The organism is Vibrio sp. 10N.237.312.B06, from assembly GCF_041464685.1.
Lineage (GTDB): Bacteria > Pseudomonadota > Gammaproteobacteria > Enterobacterales > Vibrionaceae > Vibrio > Vibrio tasmaniensis_A.
The window spans coordinates 19,089-38,996 of sequence record NZ_JBFSPI010000003.1 but is presented as its reverse complement, the minus strand read 5'-3'; the positions used below and the strand labels follow the sequence as shown (position 1 = coordinate 38,996).

General features: G+C 43.4%; 16 protein-coding genes. 9 read left to right on the top strand and 7 right to left on the bottom strand.

Going from position 1 to position 19,908, the window contains the following annotated elements; translation table 11 throughout:
- Positions 1–51 precede the first annotated feature (51 nt).
- Both AB6C75_RS01320 and AB6C75_RS01315 read right to left on the bottom strand, forming a co-directional pair.
- The gene (locus AB6C75_RS01320; protein ID WP_009846015.1) at positions 52–1,026 is read right to left on the bottom strand and encodes a ParB/RepB/Spo0J family partition protein; all 975 of its coding nucleotides are present in this window, start codon (positions 1,024–1,026) and stop codon (positions 52–54) included.
- Positions 1,027–1,031: 5 nt separating this feature from the next.
- The gene (locus tag AB6C75_RS01315; RefSeq protein WP_009846016.1) at positions 1,032–2,249 is read right to left on the bottom strand and encodes a ParA family protein; all 1,218 of its coding nucleotides are present in this window, start codon (positions 2,247–2,249) and stop codon (positions 1,032–1,034) included.
- Positions 2,250–3,510: 1,261 nt separating this feature from the next.
- Here AB6C75_RS01315 and AB6C75_RS01310 point away from each other — a divergent pair.
- Positions 3,511–5,490, top strand: coding sequence for a replication initiator protein RctB domain-containing protein (locus tag AB6C75_RS01310; RefSeq protein WP_012601303.1), 1,980 nt, complete (start codon positions 3,511–3,513; stop codon positions 5,488–5,490).
- A 435-nt stretch (positions 5,491–5,925) separates the two neighbouring features.
- Here AB6C75_RS01310 and AB6C75_RS01305 read toward each other — a convergent pair whose 3' ends face one another.
- From AB6C75_RS01305 to AB6C75_RS01295, 3 genes are read right to left on the bottom strand one after another with little or no spacing between them, the layout of a single operon-like run.
- Positions 5,926–6,471 (bottom strand): transcriptional regulator, encoded by a 546-nt coding sequence (locus tag AB6C75_RS01305; protein ID WP_372106509.1) that lies wholly within the window; start codon positions 6,469–6,471, stop codon positions 5,926–5,928.
- Positions 6,468–7,400, bottom strand: coding sequence for an ATP-binding cassette domain-containing protein (locus tag AB6C75_RS01300; RefSeq protein WP_372106508.1), 933 nt, complete (start codon positions 7,398–7,400; stop codon positions 6,468–6,470). Before AB6C75_RS01300 ends, AB6C75_RS01305 begins: the two co-directional genes overlap by 4 nt.
- 9 nt (positions 7,401–7,409) lie before the next feature.
- Complete coding sequence (locus AB6C75_RS01295) at positions 7,410–8,234, bottom strand: ABC transporter ATP-binding protein (protein ID WP_372048144.1); 825 nt, start codon at positions 8,232–8,234, stop codon at positions 7,410–7,412.
- Between the two features lie 361 nt (positions 8,235–8,595).
- Between AB6C75_RS01295 and AB6C75_RS01290 the strand changes: the two genes are divergently transcribed.
- Both AB6C75_RS01290 and AB6C75_RS01285 read left to right on the top strand, forming a co-directional pair.
- Positions 8,596–8,790 carry a PA3496 family putative envelope integrity protein gene (locus AB6C75_RS01290; protein ID WP_004732575.1) on the top strand — a complete coding sequence of 65 codons (195 nt, stop codon included), beginning with the start codon at positions 8,596–8,598 and terminating at the stop codon, positions 8,788–8,790.
- Positions 8,791–8,980: 190 nt separating this feature from the next.
- Positions 8,981–9,541, top strand: a complete 561-nt coding sequence (locus AB6C75_RS01285) for an NADAR family protein (RefSeq protein WP_012601297.1) — start codon at positions 8,981–8,983, stop codon at positions 9,539–9,541.
- 209 nt (positions 9,542–9,750) lie between these two features.
- Here the strand turns inward: AB6C75_RS01285 and AB6C75_RS01280 are convergent, their stop codons facing one another.
- Positions 9,751–10,509: an ABC transporter substrate-binding protein gene (locus tag AB6C75_RS01280; RefSeq protein WP_102248758.1), complete on the bottom strand. Its 759-nt coding sequence runs from the start codon at positions 10,507–10,509 to the stop codon at positions 9,751–9,753.
- Between the two features lie 88 nt (positions 10,510–10,597).
- On the opposite strand from AB6C75_RS01280, the gene AB6C75_RS01275 reads away from it, so the two are divergent.
- The 6 genes from AB6C75_RS01275 to maiA all read left to right on the top strand — a co-directional run bounded on the left by AB6C75_RS01275 (position 10,598) and on the right by maiA (position 18,431).
- A complete protein-coding gene (locus AB6C75_RS01275; protein WP_372106506.1) occupies positions 10,598–13,024 on the top strand; it encodes a response regulator in 2,427 nt (808 codons plus the stop codon).
- 352 nt (positions 13,025–13,376) lie between these two features.
- A complete protein-coding gene (locus tag AB6C75_RS01270; protein ID WP_372106504.1) occupies positions 13,377–14,036 on the top strand; it encodes an HAD family hydrolase in 660 nt (219 codons plus the stop codon).
- 380 nt (positions 14,037–14,416) lie between these two features.
- A complete protein-coding gene (gene hppD, locus AB6C75_RS01265; RefSeq protein WP_192852354.1) occupies positions 14,417–15,490 on the top strand; it encodes a 4-hydroxyphenylpyruvate dioxygenase in 1,074 nt (357 codons plus the stop codon).
- Positions 15,483–16,658, top strand: coding sequence for a homogentisate 1,2-dioxygenase (locus tag AB6C75_RS01260; protein ID WP_372106502.1), 1,176 nt, complete (start codon positions 15,483–15,485; stop codon positions 16,656–16,658). The genes hppD and AB6C75_RS01260 overlap by 8 nt, the downstream gene beginning before the upstream one ends.
- A gap of 9 nt (positions 16,659–16,667) precedes the next feature.
- A complete protein-coding gene (locus AB6C75_RS01255) occupies positions 16,668–17,705 on the top strand; it encodes a fumarylacetoacetate hydrolase family protein (protein WP_372106501.1) in 1,038 nt (345 codons plus the stop codon).
- A 21-nt stretch (positions 17,706–17,726) separates the two neighbouring features.
- Positions 17,727–18,431: a maleylacetoacetate isomerase gene (gene maiA, locus AB6C75_RS01250; RefSeq protein WP_372106500.1), complete on the top strand. Its 705-nt coding sequence runs from the start codon at positions 17,727–17,729 to the stop codon at positions 18,429–18,431.
- 234 nt (positions 18,432–18,665) lie between these two features.
- Here maiA and AB6C75_RS01245 read toward each other — a convergent pair whose 3' ends face one another.
- Positions 18,666–19,595 (bottom strand): carbamate kinase, encoded by a 930-nt coding sequence (locus AB6C75_RS01245; protein ID WP_102442392.1) that lies wholly within the window; start codon positions 19,593–19,595, stop codon positions 18,666–18,668.
- Positions 19,596–19,908 lie beyond the last annotated feature (313 nt).

Sequence of the window (19,908 nt, the reverse complement as noted above, 5' to 3'; positions counted from 1 at the left end):
CAAATAAAAAGCCGCATAAAGCGGCTTTAGAGGAGTAATGAAAGTCGTGACTTAGTCTAACTTAGATTGTACGAATGCTAGGATTTCTTCCATTGTTGTATCATCAACTTTCTTAAGATTTAACGCCAAGTTTGAACCCTTACGGCTATATGACGCTCGACCTTTAATAAGTTCAACTTTTGGAGAAGCTTTCTTCGCGGGTGCTGGTGCTAGTTCGAGCACCCAACCTTCTAAAGTCTCTGTCACGTCTTTTGTTAAACGAGTTACGCCTTGAGCTTCGCTGCGCTGCCACACAAAACCTTCAGAAGCACCACACTTGGTCAGTAATGTTTGTTGCTGCTCACTAGTAAGACCGCTAAATTGTTTGTGTAACTTAACAATAGTCGGACGGCCAAGATCGCTCACATTTGGGTAAGCTTGTAATAATTCAAGTGGTAAAGCGGCCGCTTTCAACGCGCCACTCACCAAAGCTTCACTGCACTGGAACATTTTAGCGAGTGCTTTCTGGTCTTCAGCTTCGCCTTTATCAAGCTTCGCTTGCATCTCCTTCCCCTTCTCATAGAGAGAAAGTGGTTTATGAGCGTTAGCTACATCTGATAAAAACTTAGCATGTTCGCCGTTAATGTTTTCAGCGACATAGATCAAGAACTCTTTGTCAGCCAAAATACATGACATACGACGACGGCTACCATCAAGAACTTCAATCTTGCCGTCTTTGTTCTTACGGCCAACCGCTGGATATTGCTGGCCGCGCTCTTTAAGCGTAGTTAGTACGTCAGAAAGCGCGTGCTCATTCAAGAAAGACTGCTCACGAGCATTCTCTTCAAAAACAACCGTTCGTGTTGCTACATCAGCGGCTGGAATTCGAACCAATTCAAATGAAACTAAATCTTCACCCGCAACAGAAAGCTCAATCACTTGAGCTTGCTCTTTTACCGCAGTTTGAGCTTCTTGTGGCGTAGCTACGCGACGTTTGTTTGCTTTACCAAATAGCTTTGCATTTAAGTCAGATGTTTTAATTGCCATTCTTGTTATCCCTGATTAAGTGAAGGCCAGTTGCTATGTAATACACGCTCTAATTCTAGAGCACTTTTTTGTACTGCGTCTTGAGCCACAGCCAGAGTTTTCTTACCGCCCTCAAAGTCGCTTACCGTCAGATCGAAAACCGTGCTGTAAGTGTCAGCACAAGTTTCAAAGGCGCGGCTTCTTGGAATCGTGGCCATCATTACTTGGTCATTCAACAGGTAGTTCATCTCAGTCAGAACTGATACCTGTTTTTTATTGTCGTCTTCAAACATCGTTGGCATTAGACGAACGAACTCAAGCCCTTTCCAATCGTCCGGGAACATTTCATAAACCGTTGGCAAGTGCTGGAAGAAGTTAACCGTTGAAGCCCAGTCCAAACGCTTGGCTGCACATGGTATTAAAAGTGCGTTCGACGCGTACATTGCATTCCACACTAACGGGTCCACGTGTGGTCCAGTATCAATCATGATCACATCAAAATCATCGGCGATTTTGTCGATAAGCTTTTCTTTCAAAAGACGAACAATATCAAGTGACTGATCTCTAGACAGACTTTGCCATGCTTCAGCGTTAAACATCGCATCTTCTGGGAAGGCTGAAATAGTCTTCAAATTAGGATACTGAGTTGGCAACAGCACGTTCTTACGCAAGAATTCTAGGTCAACATCCTGCTCTTCTGGCACATTATCCAACATGATATCGACTGCAGAATAAATGCTGTCATGCTCTGCACCACTAATTTGTGGGTTTAAGAACAGACGCAAAGAGCCTTGTGGATCCAAGTCAATCAGACAGATACGGTAGCGCTTATCCAAATTTAGAGATAAGCACGCAGCTAAGTGAACTGCCGTCATTGATTTACCCGTACCACCCTTTTGGTTTTGTACGTTGATAATCCATGGTTTATTGTCAGCATGCTGCTTACGTTGATGGAACTTTGGCACTTCTGCCGCGTCCATCAACATGTGAGCTTCTGTCAATGAAATCGAGTAGTGATTGGCGTTGTTCTTTGTAAACTGATGGCCATCAGCTTCAAGTTTAGTGATCGCTTCATCGAGTTTACGACGCGTTAAACCAGAACGAGTCTCCATCATAGCTTTAGACATTGGAGGGAAATGTTCATCACTTCGCTCTTCCAAAATAATCTCAATTCGGTCAGCCTGAACTTGTTGAGTTTGTTCGGCTAGCTGATAGAGCTTATCAATCGTTTGTTCTCTTTTCATTGCCAGTTTCCGTAATGATTAACTAAGTACAAATTGTACAGCGATTAACAACAAACACAACAAAAACATGAACATGCATTTATGAGTAAACTCACATAAAATAGACAGTGTTTTTACAATTTGATGAAACATCACCTCAGAGTAATACTAAAAGTCATCATTTTCACCATGCACAACCATGTTATTTCTAGTGCATATTTAAAATGTTACAGCATCACTTATTTACAATGTAAATGATATTATCGCTAAAAAGCTGCGGAACGATTGAAACACAACCATAGATTACGGTTGGTGTGATTTGCATTCGAATTTATAGATTTTCAATTCAATAAAAATTAAATAACGCTCAATGGACAAAAAATTCAAAACATAAGAGAAGAGGAGTTGCAAAAAAACAACAGAGGATTCTAACCTGAGCGGAAGAATGATCATGGAACACATCTAATGTAAGAGAATTAATAACACCAAATTATGAAGCATGATCAAGGCGCAAACTTAGCAATATTGATCCGAGCAACTGCACATTACAAATGATCAAACTCCGGAAAAATGATCAAGTAAATATCGTTCCGGAAGCATGTGATTTAAGAGCTAAGTTACGGACAAATGCTTTTGTAATGGGGATTCAACGCCTATAAGGGCTCAATGATTGAAAATTCAATCTACACTGACCGAGAATACGCAAACATGACAATTTCATGATCATGCTTCCTAGTTAACTCCCACCTACGCTAAATACATCAAAGCTATCCATTTTCAACAGATACAGGTTAAATTTTATCCTCAATAGGGCGGGAAGGATAAAAAAGTACCATCACTTGATCATTGTTCCGATAGATTGGCCATCATAAATATCCGTATTGAGTTGTATGAAGTGACTTAGAAGATGATGTTGACTTCCGAACTGTGGATAAGCTGTATAAGTATAATGATCATGCTTTCAAGCCAATAATGATCATGCTTACAATGACTTAATGATCATACTTCTGGTGTTTTGTGATCATGCTTTCTTTGATTTAATGATCATAGTTTCGGTGTTTTTATGATCATGCTTTCCGAGGGGGTTTATTTTAAACCTTTAAATTCAGCAACTTAAAACCACAAGAACAGCCAGATCATTAGATCACTTAATCATTTAAGATCATATTAATCAAAAAGATCAGTTATTTAAAAGCCAATAAATTCTCTTTATTTATGATCATTCTTTCTTTATCATTCAGGAACTATAGTGAAATTACGGTTAGTGTGATACGGATCAAAAATGAAACCAGAAGAGAAATTGTTAATTAAGGCACGAAGCCACAAAGATGGTCATTTATTTGAGGTATCTGAAACAGCCGTTGAATGGATAGAACAATATCAACACTTCAAAGGTGTCACCAAAAGCATCGTTGAGCTTCTTAACCTAATTTCACTTCGTGGGTTTAGCAGTAAAGACGGTTACGTTTCTACTACCGAGATTATTGAATCAACCGATGGTCAAGTTACTCGTGCAGCCTTACAGCAAAGGTTAAGAGCTGCGGTTAGTATCGGTCTTTTCAGGCAAATTCCGGTTCGCTTTGAAGAAGGTCTTGCTGGTAAAACTATGCTGCATCGCTTTGTTAACCCAAACCAATTGATATCAGTACTGGGTGCTACTAGCTTAGTGACAGAAAGCGTGAAGCAAAATGAGAAGCAAAAGCGATCTAAAGCTCTAGCTCAAACCAAAGTCAACAAGCGCTTATTGAATGAACACGGACTCAATACCCCACCAACGATGAAAGACGAAGCCGATCAATTTATTGTGTCGCCAACTAATTGGGCGGGTATTATTGATCAAGCCTTAGCGCCCCCTAGAACGCGCAAGAGCTACCAAAAATCAATGGTTTCGATCTCTGGAACTCGAGCTGTGATCGAGACACGATCTTCAAAAAACATTATGACGGTTGATGATCTGATGACGCTATTCGCGTTATTCACGCTTACTGTTCAATATCATGATCATCACCAAGATGATTACCATCTAGACGCGAAACACACACCGAACAAAACACCACTTTACATCACGGATATTTTGTCCTTGCGTGGCAAGAAAGACAGCGGGCCGGCACGTGATTCGATCCGTGACAGTATTGATCGTATCGAATTTACCGACTTCCAATTGCATGAGCTCACAGGCCGTTGGCTTAGCGAGAACATGCCAGAAGGCTTTAAGAGTGATCGTTTCCGATTCCTAGCTAGAACCATTACCGCATCGGAAGAAGCGCCTACAGAAGGCTCTGACGGCGAAATTCGCATTAAACCGAACTTATACATCCTGGTTTGGGAACCTTCGTTCTACGAAGAGCTGCTGACGCGTGACTATTTCTTCCTATTTCCGCCAGAAATCCTGAAGCAACATACCTTGGTCTTCCAAATGTATTCGTACTTTAGAAGCCGCATGGCACGTCGCCATTCAGATAGCATGTTGCTCAGTGAGCTCAACCAGAAATTGGCGCGTAACATCGATTGGCGTCGTTTCTCGATGGATCTGATCCGCGAGCTCAGAAAGTTAGGTGAAGTAGGGGATCAAGAAGATACCTTCCTGGTTAACCTTTGGGGTTATCACTTAACGATCACCGCGTTGATCGAAAAAGGAAAAACGACTGATTATCAGGTTGATATCAAATGTAATGTGGAAGAAGTCTTACGTTACTCAAGAGCACGCACCACCAATGCAGGCAAGCGTAATATGGCACCAACGTTACCGAACCCACTGCGTAATGAAATGGTGTCTAAGCAGAAATTGGAAGAGTTGTCTGAGATTATCGATGGTGAGTTTGAGCCAATTCAGCGCAAAGCACCGTCGCCAAGAGGCAAATTGGGACGTCGAGTTAAGCAGCGTAAACACTCTGTTGAGATCAACGCTGACGAGATCATGATTACTCTCTCTAAATATACCTCTGCAGAGGCTCTAGAACGCAGTATAACGGCTTTATCTGCTATGACAGGGCATTCACATGCTTCAATCAAAGAAGAGTGTTCTGAGCTCATTGAGAAGCTTGATTGGTTGAGAGTAGGGGAGGACGTTATCCCATACGAAACACTGAGTCGCTTGATTGAGCTTTACAACGACCGTGACAGCACCAGCAATCGACACTTGTCTATTGAACGTTTGATCTCTGGTTTAGCTGTGCGTCGTAAAGTGTGTAAACAAGTTCACGAAGGTCATTTAGACGAAAACGTGTTCTTAGCGCTCGACGAAATGGCGATTGGCCACTAGTCACTAACCACCAATCACTGTCACTGCTCAGTTGTAAGAAGCCCGTATTTACGGTCGACGAATGGATAGTTTGAACACATTAGGTGCTGATTAAAACCGCACCTAACGCTGACAAATTGATGACAATGTAGCGCATCCAGTTGATTATTATTTATCCCGAATAGACAACCTTTTGTCCTTTCTTATGATTAATAGATTGGCTCATATTTTGTTACATCATACTGAATAGATTTTTGCGAGTTCCTAAGGGACTCGCTTTTTTTTGCCTGCAATTCGGCTAATCATTAACATTCAAAAGCTTACCATTTAAATTCTACAGCTTATGGAGTCCGTTCCTGAAGCATGATCAAGGTGAGATCATGCTTTCTACGGTGCTTATTTTTGATGGGGTTCAGCTTTGATGTTTGATCGAACAGGGGTTGAACAAGGAATGGATCAGTGCAGTTGACGTAGAGCCATACCTTGATCATCGTTTTGGTGTTGACTTGCCATAAAGCGTACATGCGATTCGATCAATTTTTCTGATTCTTCTTTCCAGCGCGGTTCTTGTTGTTGGTTGGTAAACTCCAAAGCCAATACACACAAGTGCTGTAGCCGCTGTGTACACCACTCTTGTAAGTCAGGTTCTGATTTTGGATTACAAGACACAGCTTGAAGCTTGCTATAGGCAAACATCAAGTATTGGAAAGCTTTTTCCTGATGGTGCGAGCCACTAAGTTCGTTTGAGATAGATGGTGGGCTTGGTGGTGGAAGTTTTGTCGATGCCATCAGAATTTCATCTTTATATCGATAAAACGTAAAGATTCTCAAGCATCCGTCTAACCAGCATGCGATGCCTTTGCTCTGTTCATCCGTGATCAAAGGCCCCCAGAGTGCATCTGGAGGCGTTAAGATCAAAGGCTCTAACTTCTCCACTTGATCATGCTTTCGGTCTTTGTACCAATTTCCGATCCGCTCTAACCAAGTGTCTAGTTCATTCATGCAACATTATCCCACTGTTTAACATAGTAATTATCTGAAACTTGCTTGATCTCATGCTGTATTTCACTGCTTTGTTCACGAATACGATCAGCGTCTATTGAATAGTTTGGCTCATTTTTCACGAGTTCGCCAAATGGTAGATCAGGATCGGGCACAGCAGAGATCAATAACTTAGTGTATGGGTGTTGTGGGTTGGTTAAGATCGACTGGGTTGATCCCCACTCAACGATCTGTCCCTTGTACATCACAGCTGTCTCTTCTGCGATGTAGTGTGCTGTTGCGAGATCATGCGTAATGTACAAAAAACCTATCCCTAACTCTTTCTTCATCCTCTGCATTAGGTTCAAAACACCGAGTCGTATTGAAACATCCAACATCGAGGTGGGTTCATCGGCAAGGATAACCTCAGCACCGACTGCGAGTGCTCTGGCTAAGTTTATGCGCTGTCTTTGGCCTCCACTGAGCTCATGAGGGTATTTGGTGAGAGTTTCGATGGGCAACTCCACCAGCGTTAACAACTCTTTGAGACGCTCTGTGAGAGCTTGTTTCGTAGCAACTTGCTTGTGGATCTTAAGGGGCCGCGTTAAGTGGTGTTCAATGGTGTGGGTTGGATTGAGTGAGCCAAATGGGTCTTGAAATATCATTTGCACGCGGCTTCGGTAATCCAAGATATCTTTACGACTTTTTAAGGTAGAAATATCTCTGCCATTGAACAGTATTTCTCCCTCTGTTGGCGGATACACTTTGGTCATCAGTCGAGCGCAGGTGCTTTTCCCGCAGCCTGATTCGCCAACCAGTGCCAATGTTTTACCTGCATGTAAATCAAAACTCACCCCATGCAGTGCTCTAAAGATCTCTTCTTTGCCAAATCCACCACCAACAGTGAATTCTTTAACGAGGTTTTTTACTTGAAAAATAGGTTGTGACATGGAGCTCTCCTAGCACGCAGTTGCGTGAGCGTGTTCGTGAATATTGGGGAAGGAACTCCATAGCTTTTGGGTGTAGGAGTGCTGAGGGTTATTGCGAATCTCATGGGCTTGGTTGACTTCAACTATCTGCCCATGACGCATAATGGCAATTCGATCGCACAGTTGGCTCATTAGTGCGAGGTCGTGGGTGATAAACAATATTGAGAAACCAAACTCTTCTCTGAGTTGGTGTATTTGCTGCAGAATTTCACGCTGTACAACCACATCCAGTGCAGTGGTCGGTTCATCCATGATAATCAACTTAGGGTTGAGCGCGAGAGCTATCGCAATCACCAAACGTTGACGCATCCCACCGCTAAACTGGTGTGGGTACTCGGCTAGACGGTGGCGAGGGATATTGACTAGGTCGAGTAACTTTTCGGCGCGATCTTTTGCTTGCTCGTTGTTCATGCCCTTGTGGTGGCGCAATACATCGGCAAACTGTTCTTCAATGGTCAGTACAGGGTTAAGTGAGTTCATCGCGCTCTGGAACACCATTGCGATCTCACTCCAACGTAAGGTGTTCAAGTGGCTGTCCGATAAGCTCAGCAGATCTTGCCCGCCAAACAGTATTTGTCCGCCAGAGATGAAAGCCGGTGGCTTATGCAGACGGTTAATGGCAAATGCGATGGTACTTTTGCCACACCCGGATTCTCCCGCTAAACCAAAAATCTCGCCTTGGCCTATGTTAAAGCTTACGGATTTTACGGCATTAAAATCGCCGTCATCGGTAATGTAATCGACACATAGATTCTTCACTTCGAGAAGAGGTGTCTCTAAATTTTCCCTAGACATGATAAACACTCAGTTATGATATTGATAACTATTATCATTAACATGTGTTGAATTTAGTGGAAGAGAAGAGCACAAAAAGAATGAAGTGACTCGAATTATTTTTTGATTATTTCATGAAGTTTCAGCGGGAAATAGGAAATGAGAACGAGGAAAATGAGAGGTGGATCAAACCACATTTCTTATGGGGAATCTTTTAAATGTAATGGCACAAAATGGCTTTGGCAAAGTTTAAATGAGGCATTTATTAATTAGCTTTGTGAAGCGTCGGAATCATCACATTTCAGTACAGAATTGCTTAACAAGCGAAATAGCATTTGCTACAGATTACCTGTCCATTACATGGTGCTTTTCGGAGGAAAACATGTCCATTAATTCTATCAACCATGATGAAATGACAAATATTGCAAATAAGTGGGATGCTGAAGAAGAAGTATCTTTCAAACCAGAAAAGAAAATGAAGTCTGCTGAAGCTCGTCGTCGTATTGAAGCTCTAAGAGAAATTAGAGAAAGCGGTTTTAGTCTGGAAGAAGCGAGGGAGCTAGGTCTAATTCATTAACAATCCCCATTGCATTTAGAAGGGTGGCGCACCGTCACCCTTTGATTTATATGCCTTTTTTAAATAAGTTTGTGCTTTTTATAAGTAAACCATGCTCCTTGCCTCTCACCATTTAAATCTATTGTCCTTCCTCTACATTACTTGTTCTCGACTAAAAACATGCCCTTGGCATACTCTTTAACTAAGTTGTTTGACAGTTATATGCAACGCCACTAATTTTAAAGTTAAAGCAAAAATATGCGATGTTGTTGGTAAGGAGAAGGCTATGTCTAATTCGGTGGCTAAAGCCAAAGAAGTGCTGTTCTATGAACCTGAAGATCCAAACGGGTACCTGTCAAATTTTGCCGCTTGTCCTATCAAAATCGACGATCAAGTTTGGGCAACCAGCGAGCATTATTATCAAGCGATGAAGTTTGCCTCTCAAGCGCTGCGTAACACCATTCTCGAAGCCTCGACTCCTGCTGAAGCATTCTCTTTAAGCCGTGATTATGAAGACCAAGTTCGGGAAGATTGGTATGACATTCGTGTTGAAGTGATGCAGTTCATTGTCACAGAGAAGTTCAGGCAGAACCCACAGTTTGCGTTGTTTCTTACTAATACCGGAGATTCGGTGATCAAAGAACATTCGCACAAAGACCACTTCTGGGGGGATGGTGGCGATGGAACCGGCGAGAACCATTTAGGCAAGATTCTGATGGCAGTACGACAAGAGCTTCGTACTCAGCAACTGCATTTGATTGCTGCACACTAATCCATTTACCTCCGTGGTTCCAAATTAAGTAGCTCGATTACAGGCAAACTCTTTTGGCCCTTAAAGATGAATTAAAAAAGGCCGCCCTACTTAGCTTCTGTGCTAATCAGGGCAGCCTTTTAGGCTTAAGAGCGAGTTAGTCATCGAAGAGAGCTAAATTACGTTACCTAAGCTATACCTTTATGCGAAGGTTACAACTGATGCTGTTGCTATAAGTAACTCTGTACGATGTCGTTGAGCTGACCATCGTCTTTCATTTGGTCGAGGCGCTGGTCGATGAAGCTTTGCAGTTTAGGATCCATCTCTGGGTCAAATGCTAAATGGATGGGGTAGTTATTGATCACTGAGCCAAACTCTTGCATCTGGTAGTCATCAATACTGAGTTTCTGCTCATTTAGGTTGTATTTGATTCGAGATTCCATTTCAACAAAAACGGTATCACCCGGAGTTCGGTTTAATACACGAAAAGCCGCGCTGTAATCTTTAACTCGAATCTCGTTAAGCTTACCTTGTTGGATATAAGGCTCTAGATTTGGATATTCAAACCCCACCAGCAATACCACCGCTTTTCCGTTTAAATCATCGATAGTGTTGAACTCAAATGGCTTCTTGCCGCTGCTAAGTAACACATGTTTTACATTGTAAATCGGATCTTTAGACAAGTTTACAGATTGGATATTTCCCCAACTTGGGCTGCCATAGGTGACCCAGTTTGGATTCTCTCTAGCGTCGAGCTTATCGACCATTCGGTTGAAAGGGTAGGTGTGGTAATCGATCTCGTATTGGCTGTCGTCAAATACGGCTTCAACAATATCCGAAACCATTCCTCTGTGAGATGACCCGTCAGTTTCGATCTGAAAAGGTTGCGCTTGGCTTGCAATAATGTAGTAGTGAACAGGTTCGCTTGCAAAAGCATAACTGCTTGAAAACAAACTGACTATGGATGCAACTATTAGATGTTTTTTCATAACCTTCCCTAGTTATTTGATGAATGACTACTATTATACTAGTTGAGTAATTGTAGTTTGCTAGGATAACAATAATGGTAATTTTTGTATGGTGAATAAAGGAAAACGCTATATTGGACTCTCCCGACAGTTGATCGGGGTAATCATCGCAATCAGTACCTTATTCACAGTCATAGTGACAGGTCTAGGTTTGTATGTGGAGTACCAAAATCGAGTTTCTTTTATCAGTTCTCAGATCGAACAGGTTAAGGATGGTTATCTTTCCGGCTTAACCGCCAGTTTGTGGGTTGAAGACCGAGAGCAACTGTTTGTGCAAGCTGAAGGTATCTCCCGCTTACCCTCGGTCAGTTATCTGTTAATAGAAAGCCCCGATGAAAAAATTTTAGAATTAGGTCAACAGACGTCCGGTCAGTCTTATTCTCAATCTTGGGATATGGTGCATCAGATGGGAGGCTCAGAGTTCCAACTGGCGACGCTCACGGTGCAGTCTGATCTGAGTATGATTCTCAACGACTTTGAAGATCGGGTATTATTATTGCTCGCCTTCGAAGCAGTTAAAATCTTCTTATTGTCTCTGGTGTGTTTAACCATCGTCTATCGCCTTGTAGTCAAGCGCTTAATGACCATGTCTTCTCAGATCAACCATCAACAGGTTGAAGACAACAAGCCGCGATTTTTAACACCCACTAACTCTACATACAGTGATGAGATCTCGACACTAGAGAGCAGCTACAATCAGTCGATTGAACGTATTCGCCAACAATACCAAGAATTGGAAAAAGCCAAAGATACTGCAGAGGTAGCGAACCGTAACAAGAGTGAATTTCTTGCCAACATGAGCCACGAAATCCGCACTCCAATGAACGGGATTATTGGGCTTTCATCACTGCTTTCTGAAATGGATATGCCGAAAGAGCAAAAAGAGTATGTCGACATGCTCAACACCTCTTCGCTTACTCTACTCGATTTAATCAATGACATTCTCGACTACTCGAAGATTGAAGCGGGTCGTTTAGAGCTTCAGCAAGAACCGATGAAAATGATGGGTATTGCTGCCGATGTAGAGTCGACTTTCAGAGTTAAAGCCGAGCAAAAAGGGCTCAAATTCCAACTGGCGATTGATCCTAAGATCCCAACCATGGTGATTGGCGATGGCACTCAGTTAAGACAAGTGCTGAATAACCTAGTCGGGAATGCCATCAAATTTACCGAACATGGTCATGTCATGCTCTCACTTCGTTTAGAAGAAGTCATAGAGCCGGAACAAAAGCTCAGAGTGAAATTTGAGGTGACCGATAGTGGTATTGGTATCGCAGAAGACAAGCAACAATCGGTATTCGATAAGTTTCAACAAGCCGACGGCAGCACCACCCGCATCTACGGAGGCACGGGGCTTGGTCTTACGATATGCGATAAGATTGTGACCTTAATGGGCAGTAAGCTTGAGCTAACCAGTGTCGTAGGTAAGGGAAGTACATTCTACTTTACCGCTGACTTTGACCCGAGCTTAGACGTTGACGAGAGCAACATCGATTTTAATAAAGTCTCGGTACTTCTGGTTGATGACAGCCAGTTGAACATGCGTATTACCTCAACACAACTTCAATCATTCGGCGTTAAGTCTGAGTGCTGTGAAACCGCCACTCAAGCGTTAGAGCTTGTTTCAGAGTCTGTGGCGAAGTCGTTGCCTTATGATCTGGTGCTGATTGATAAAGTGATGCCGTCTATTGATGGATTCCAATTAGCAAGAAGTTTGATTGAGCGTTTTGACAAAGCTTGTCCGAAGCTAGTGATGATTTCTGCCGACCCTCGAAAACAGGATGAAGCACGCGCCAAACAAGTGGGTTTTGTTGCCTACATTGCTCGCCCTTATCAAGATAATCAGCTTAAATGGACGCTGAGTGAAGTCCTGGCGAGATCGGCTGATACCTCAACCTTTACCTATCCAAATCGAGGTGAGGTAGCGTTTAAAGATAATCAACCCGTGCCATTAACCAAATCATCGAGTTCTGTTGAAGCTACAACATCTGCTTCTGTTAGAACGACACAAATAGACAAACAAGCTCCAATCAAAGAAGAGCCAAAACCAGTGGCTGCTCCGTTTAGTGGTAAGGTTTTGGTCGTTGAAGATTCTAGAGTGAACCAACAAGTTGCCAAAATGATGCTTAAGAAGCTGGGGTTTGAGGTGGATATTGCAGACAACGGTGAAATTGGTGTCGAGAAATTTAAGGCCAATGACTATGTGATGATTTTCATGGATTGCCAGATGCCAGTTCTTGATGGTTTCGAAGCGACTAAGCAGATCCGAGCGCTCGAAGAAGGAACCTCTAAACACATTCCGATCGTTGCGCTGACGGCCAACGTCGTGCAACGAGATAAGCATTTGTGCTTCGATGTGGGTATGGATGAATTTTTACCAAAACCCGTCAATCAAGGGAAACTAAGAGAGATCGTTGCCAGTTTCTTGTCGAAAGGAACTGAGTCGAGCAAGGAACATGAGCAGAAAATCGTTTAGGTTCAATTAGCTGATGTCTCGCTAAAGCATATCCAACTCTATAAGAAACTCCGACAGAATCAGTCGGAGTTTCTTTTTTTTGCTAATGAGCACTTGGTTAGCCAATACATCTCGTTAGCTAAATCCACATAGTTATTTAAATACATATAGTTAAATAACTATGTGTATCAATACTGATTGAATCCATAAGCTGTTGTATTTAAGAAAACAAGCATGTGGTGATTGTCATAGCCGTGAAATACAACTGCCACGAAAATATGCTCTTAATGTCACAATCCCGTTATAGCATGCAGCCAACTAGAACTATGGTTTAGTTTTAACCTTAACGAAATTCAACCCGTGAGAGCCTAAGATGTTCAAACCTTTGTATGTATTTGATATGGATGAAACGCTGATCAATGCCGATGCAGCGATGCTCTGGAATGAGTTCTTGGTTGAAAGGGGCATTGCCACAGCGCCCAACTTTATTGAAGAAGATAAGCGCTTAATGGGTTTATATTCGGAAGGCAAATTGAACATGGAAGATTACCTAACATTTTCCATGCAGCCTTTGGCCGATATGCCAACAGAGCAAGTTACCGCTTTGGTGGAAGAGTGTGTTGAACAGCATATTTTGCCTAGACAGTTCAAGCAGTCGAAACCTTTGATTGAGCAGCTTGAGAATGATGATATCGATATGTTGATCATCTCTGCCAGCGTAACTTTCTTGGTGGAAGCGGTCGGTCGCAAGATTGGTATCGAGAATGCACTCGGTATTGATTTGATTGAAAACCAAGGCCGTTTTACTTCTCAAATATCAGGTGTGCCAAGCTACCGTGAAGGCAAAGTCACCCGTTTAAAAGAGTGGTTAGACAATCAAGAAACTAACTACTCAGACATTCATTTTTATACGGATTCAATCAACGACTTACCTTTGTGCGAACACGCTGACTTTGCTTACTTGGTGAATCCATGCCCGCGTTTGAAAGCACTGTCTGATCAACCGAATTGGTCGATCCTCAACTGGGATTAACGCAAATTTTATATTCGAATTAGGTTCGCTCTAGAACTCATCAAGCCGCTGACTACAGCGGCTTTTTTGCATCATCAGTCTAATGTTCGATTTATTACCTTAGCTGATAAAAGGATGCATGTAACAATTCAATAACATCTCTTACTCTGCTGTAAATCAAACAACCATCTTTCAATCCCTTGATAGCACTCACTTTCTTGTTGTGAGGATTTGTGTGTAACAATTATTTTACAATCTGGCGGGTTTTTAGCGTTATTGCTCATTTCCTTGCATGCATTCCAATCTATCGGCTTGTGGGCCAAATTTAATTAAGGACAAAAAACACACAACCATTTCACAAAAAACGTAATACAAAACCAATAGGTACAAGGAGAAAGTTCATGGTGGATACATACAACCCGCTTGGCACGGATGGATTCGAGTTTGTTGAATACACGGCCGTTGACCACAAGGGAATTGAGCAACTTAAAGCGCTGTTTGTGTCACTTGGTTTTGCTGAGATCGCCAAGCACCGTTCAAAAGAAGCTTGGCTGTATCGACAAGGTGACATCAACTTTATCGTCAATGAACAACCTCACAGCCAAGCGGAAGCGTTCGCTAAAGTGCATGGGCCATCGGTATGTGGCATGGCTTTTCGTGTCAACGAAGCAACCGCTGCTATGGAGCAAGCATTCAAGGGCGGTGGTGAAGAGTACAAAACAGAAATAGGGCCGATGGAGCTGAGCATTCCTGCCATTTATGGCATCGGTGAAAGCCTGCTCTATTTTGTGGATCGTTATGGCAAGCAGAGCATCTACGACGTCGACTTCCGGTTCTATGACGATGCGGAACAGCGCATGGCCGAAGCCAATGTTGGCTTGTATGAAATCGACCACCTCACGCACAACGTTAAGCAAGGTAATATGGATCTGTGGTCTGGGTTCTATGAGCGTCTTGGTAACTTCCGTGAGATTCGCTACTTCGACATTGAAGGCAAGCTGACAGGCCTTGTGAGCCGCGCCATGACCTCACCGTGTGGCAAAATCCGTATCCCTATCAATGAGTCTTCCGACGACAAATCACAAATCGAAGAGTTTATTCGCGAATACAACGGCGAAGGTATCCAACACATCGCACTCGCCACCGATGACATCTACAAAACCGTGAAGACTCTGCGTGATCGCGGCATGGACTTTATGCCAACCCCAGATACCTACTATGAGAAAGTTGACGATCGTGTGAAAGGCCACGGTGAAGACACTGATCTGCTGCGTGACCTACGTGTTCTGATTGATGGCGCGCCGACCAAAGACGGCATCTTGCTGCAAATTTTCACGCAGACGGTAATCGGGCCTGTGTTCTTTGAAATCATTCAGCGTAAAGGCAATGAAGGCTTTGGCGAAGGTAACTTCAAGGCGCTGTTTGAATCGATTGAAGAGGACCAGATTCGTCGAGGAGTATTAGACGATGCATAAATGGATCTCGTTTCCTCATCGGGAGGGAGTGTGCTCTAAGCAAGCGCATGCCGACTTCCCTGAAGAGGCAATCTATGAGCGAGAGGCGGGCCGAAGTGGTTTTTTCGGCCCTGCCGCTCACTTTCATCACCAACATGCTCCAACAGGTTGGTCGGAGTGGGAGGGCGATTTACGCCCTCGCGCTTTTGATTTTAAGCTGGTGGAAAAAGCCAGCCAGATAACCCCTTGGGCGGTGCCTCATCTTTTGCACAATGCGGACTGCAAAATCCGCGTATGGCGCATGGATGAGAAGATGGATTTCTTAGTGCGTAACTCTGACGGCGATGAGCTGTTGTTCATTCACCAAGGCAGCGCCGATCTCTATTGTGACTATGGTCATCTAGCAGTGAGTGAAGGGGACTACGTGATGATCCCGCGCTCGACCAACTGGCGTTTAGAGCCAAGCGAGCCGATGTTTATCTTGATGATTGAGAATACAGACGCGGCTTACTCCCTGCCAGAGAAAGGCATGGTCGGCAATCATGCGGTGTTTGATCCGGCGGTACTCGATATCCCTTCAATCAACGATCAATTCCGCGCTCAGTATTCAGAAGATCAAACCCAAGTTCAGGTGAAACGCCACGACAAAGTCAGTGTGATCACTTATCCGTTCAATCCATTGGATGCAATTGGCTGGCATGGTGATTTGGCCGTGGTGAAAGTGAATTGGCGCGATATCAGACCGCTGATGTCACACCGCTACCACTTGCCACCTTCTGCGCATACGACGTTTGTGGGTGCAGGCTTTGTGGTGTGCACCTTTGTACCACGCCCGATTGAGAGCGACCCCGGTGCATTGAAAGTGCCGTTCTACCACAACAATGATGACTACGACGAAGTACTGTTCTATCACGCTGGTGATTTCTTTAGTCGCGACAATATTGAAGCGGGCATGGTGACTTTCCATCCAGCAGGCTTCACTCATGGACCTCACCCTAAAGCCTTTAAGGCAGGTCAGGCGCATAAGAAGAAGTTTACCGACGAAGTGGCGGTGATGATCGATACTCGCCACGCGCTGCAGTTCTCTGATGAACTCGATAGCGTTGAGAACAAAGAATATGTCTACAGTTGGCAAGACACGGGTTTGCAAGAGACAGGTTCTCAAACCATGGCTGACGATAAGAAGTAAGGGACAAGGATGAAATTAGCAACCAAGAAAAATAGCACTCGCGACGGTTTATTGATGGTCGTGAGTAAAGATCTCAAACAGTGTGTAGCTGCCACCGAAATCTTCCATGCGATGCATCTGGCGCCAACCATGCAGGTGGCTTTGGATAACTGGGACAGCGTGACTTCTCAGTTAGAAGAGTTATACACCTCGTTAAACAACGGGCATGTGACAGGCAGTGAAGTGTTTGCACCTCAGTATTGTGAATCGCCTCTGCCACGTGCTTATCAATGGGCTGATGGCAGCGCTTATGTAAACCACGTTGAATTGGTGCGTAAAGCACGTGGTGCTGAAATGCCAGAAAGCTTCTGGGTCGATCCATTAATGTATCAAGGCGGCTCAGACGCGTTTATCGGCCCTCGTGACAACATCGAATTTGCCAGCGACGAATGGGGCATCGATTTCGAAGGTGAGGTCGCGATTGTGACCGGTGACGTGCCAATGGGTGCAAGTGCTAAACAGGCGCACGAGGCGATTCGATTACTGATGTTGGTGAACGATGTGTCGCTGCGCGGCTTGATTCCGGCTGAGCTCGCGAAAGGCTTTGGCTTCTTCCAGTCTAAACCGTCTTCGGCGTTCTCTCCGGTTGCGGTAACACCTGATGAGCTTGGCGAGCAATGGAGAGGCAGCAAGGTACATCTATCGTTGATATCGACCTACAACGACCAACCTTTTGGATGCCCGAATGCAGGTGTGGATATGACCTTCAACTTTGCAGAATTAGTTGTTCACGCTGCGAAAACTCGCCCACTATCGGCCGGTGCAATCATTGGCTCGGGCACGGTTTCCAATAAGCAAGGCACTGACCATGGCCCCTCAATTGCCGAGGGCGGTGTGGGTTATTCATGCATAGCTGAAGTTCGTATGATTGAGACCATCCGCGATGGTAAACCTTCGACTCAATTTATGTCGTTTGGCGATTCGATTAAGCTTGAGATGTTCGATGTGGCGGGTAATTCTATTTTTGGCGCGATAGACCAAAAAGTGAGCCAGTATCGGGCGTTATAATCTACGTAATAGGATTTCAGTATGAGCGAGAGCATCGTGAACAAGAACATTATACTTTACGGTTACTGGCGCTCATCTGCAGCCTATCGAGTGCGTATCGGATTGAACCTAAAACAGCTAAACTATGAGTCGAGATCGGTGCATTTGGTGCGTAATGGCGGCGAGCAGCATGAACCACAATATCGCGAACTCAATGCCAGTGAGTTAGTGCCTGTGCTGGTGGATGGTGACGTTCAACTCAATCAGTCGCTGACGATCTTGCAATACTTGGATGAAAACTATTTGTGTGAGATCAGCCCAGACTCCTTGTTGATTCCTGAGCAAACACCACTGCGCTATCAAGCGTTGGCAATGGCTCAGGATATCGCGATGGAAATTCACCCTCTGAATAATCTACGTGTGTTGCAGTATTTGGAGCGAGAGTGGTCGTGTGAGCAAGAGGCGAAAATAGACTGGCTTCACTATTGGATGAGCCAAGGTTTTTCGGCGTTAGAAGAGAAGCTTTCTAAGCATCGTCAAACACACGGTGATTCAGTTTATAGCCTCACCGATTCACCATGTATTGTCGATATCTGCTTGGTGCCACAGGTGTATAACGCGCTGCGCTTTGGTGTTGATATGTCACCGTATCCGTTGATTAACTCGATTGTTGAAGCGTGTAATCAGTTGCCCGCTTTTATTGATGCGATGCCAGAGAACCAAGCGGATGCGAATACACCGATGTGAACGTATTGAATTGTTTTTTAATGAACTGGAAATATTATTTGGATGAAGTCTCGTTACAATTACGCTTTGGTATATTTAAAGATATTATGTATTCATTCTTTTCAGGTTTAATTTCTAATTTTATGAATATTTATCTCACTAGCATTAAACGGTCCTAATAAAATAAGCCTCATTATAATTAAATAAGAGGCTTGTAATAGATTTTATATTAGTAGTATTTATTGCTCGATAATATTAGTAATAAACAATACCTTCGCCTTTCGTTATCAGAGTACCAGCTTCATTGGTGATTATTTTATCTAAATCAAATAATGAACCAATCGCCGCATTACCTAAGCCAGCTTCAACGAATTTACAAACGGCATCAATTTTTGGCCCCATAGAACCAGCAGGGAATGAAAATTCTGCTAAACCAGCAGGCGTTGCTTGCTTCATTTCTGCTTGGTCTTCTTTACCATAGTTACGGAAAATCGAACCATCGGTTAAGATAATAAATAAGTCGGCATGGATTTTTTCAGCGAGTAGTTCAGCCGTAAGATCTTTGTCAATGACGCACTCTACGCCAGTACTCTTACCTTGCTCAATACTCACGGGAACACCGCCGCCGCCACAAGCGATAACAAGGTTTTCTGTATCTAGAAGAGTTTCAATTTGCTGAATTTCAACAATGCTTTTTGGCATAGGAGAAGGCACAACGCGTCGGTAGTACTCACCATCAGCTTTAAACTGCATTGTGCTTTGAGCCATTAATTCTTTAGCTCGTTGCTCTGTATATACAGGGCCAACAAATTTAGTCGGGTTAGCAAACGCAGGGTCTTTTTTGCATACTTCAGTTTGCGTGACTAGTGTCGCTACGTCTAATTCAGGGTCAATGTTTCTGAGCTCTTGTTGTAACATGTAGCCCACCATGCCACAGGTTTGGGAGCCGAGTACATCCATTGGGTATGGTGTCGTCTCTGGCGAATATTCGTTATAAGCCGCGTTTTGTTCCATCAACAAACCTACTTGTGGGCCATTACCATGAACGATAACAATCTCATGCTCGCGTGCGATTGCGGCAATACTCGCCGCTGATTTTATTATATTTTCACGTTGGTTCTCAGCCGTTAATGCTTGGCCTCTTGCTAAAAGAGCGTTACCGCCTAAAGCTAATACTATGCGCATGATAATGTCTCCGATCATTTAATAATGATTTTATTTATTTTACGTAGGGATTAACCGCTTGTTTCTAATTAAATTCAAGCTTATTAATAGGAGTGACTAGTTTTTTAATTACTCTTAAGTAATTAACATGCCGAGATAGTATGGGAAAATAACTGTTCTAAATGTGATAGCTATCAAATTATCATTTCACTAGAAATGGAGCTGTGGAAACGGGAGTTATTGTAATTCGATTAAATATCCATAAGCTTGGATACAATCCAGTAGTGGACTCTTTTTTTGTATAAATGATTCGTCTTTAGTGAATATTATCTCT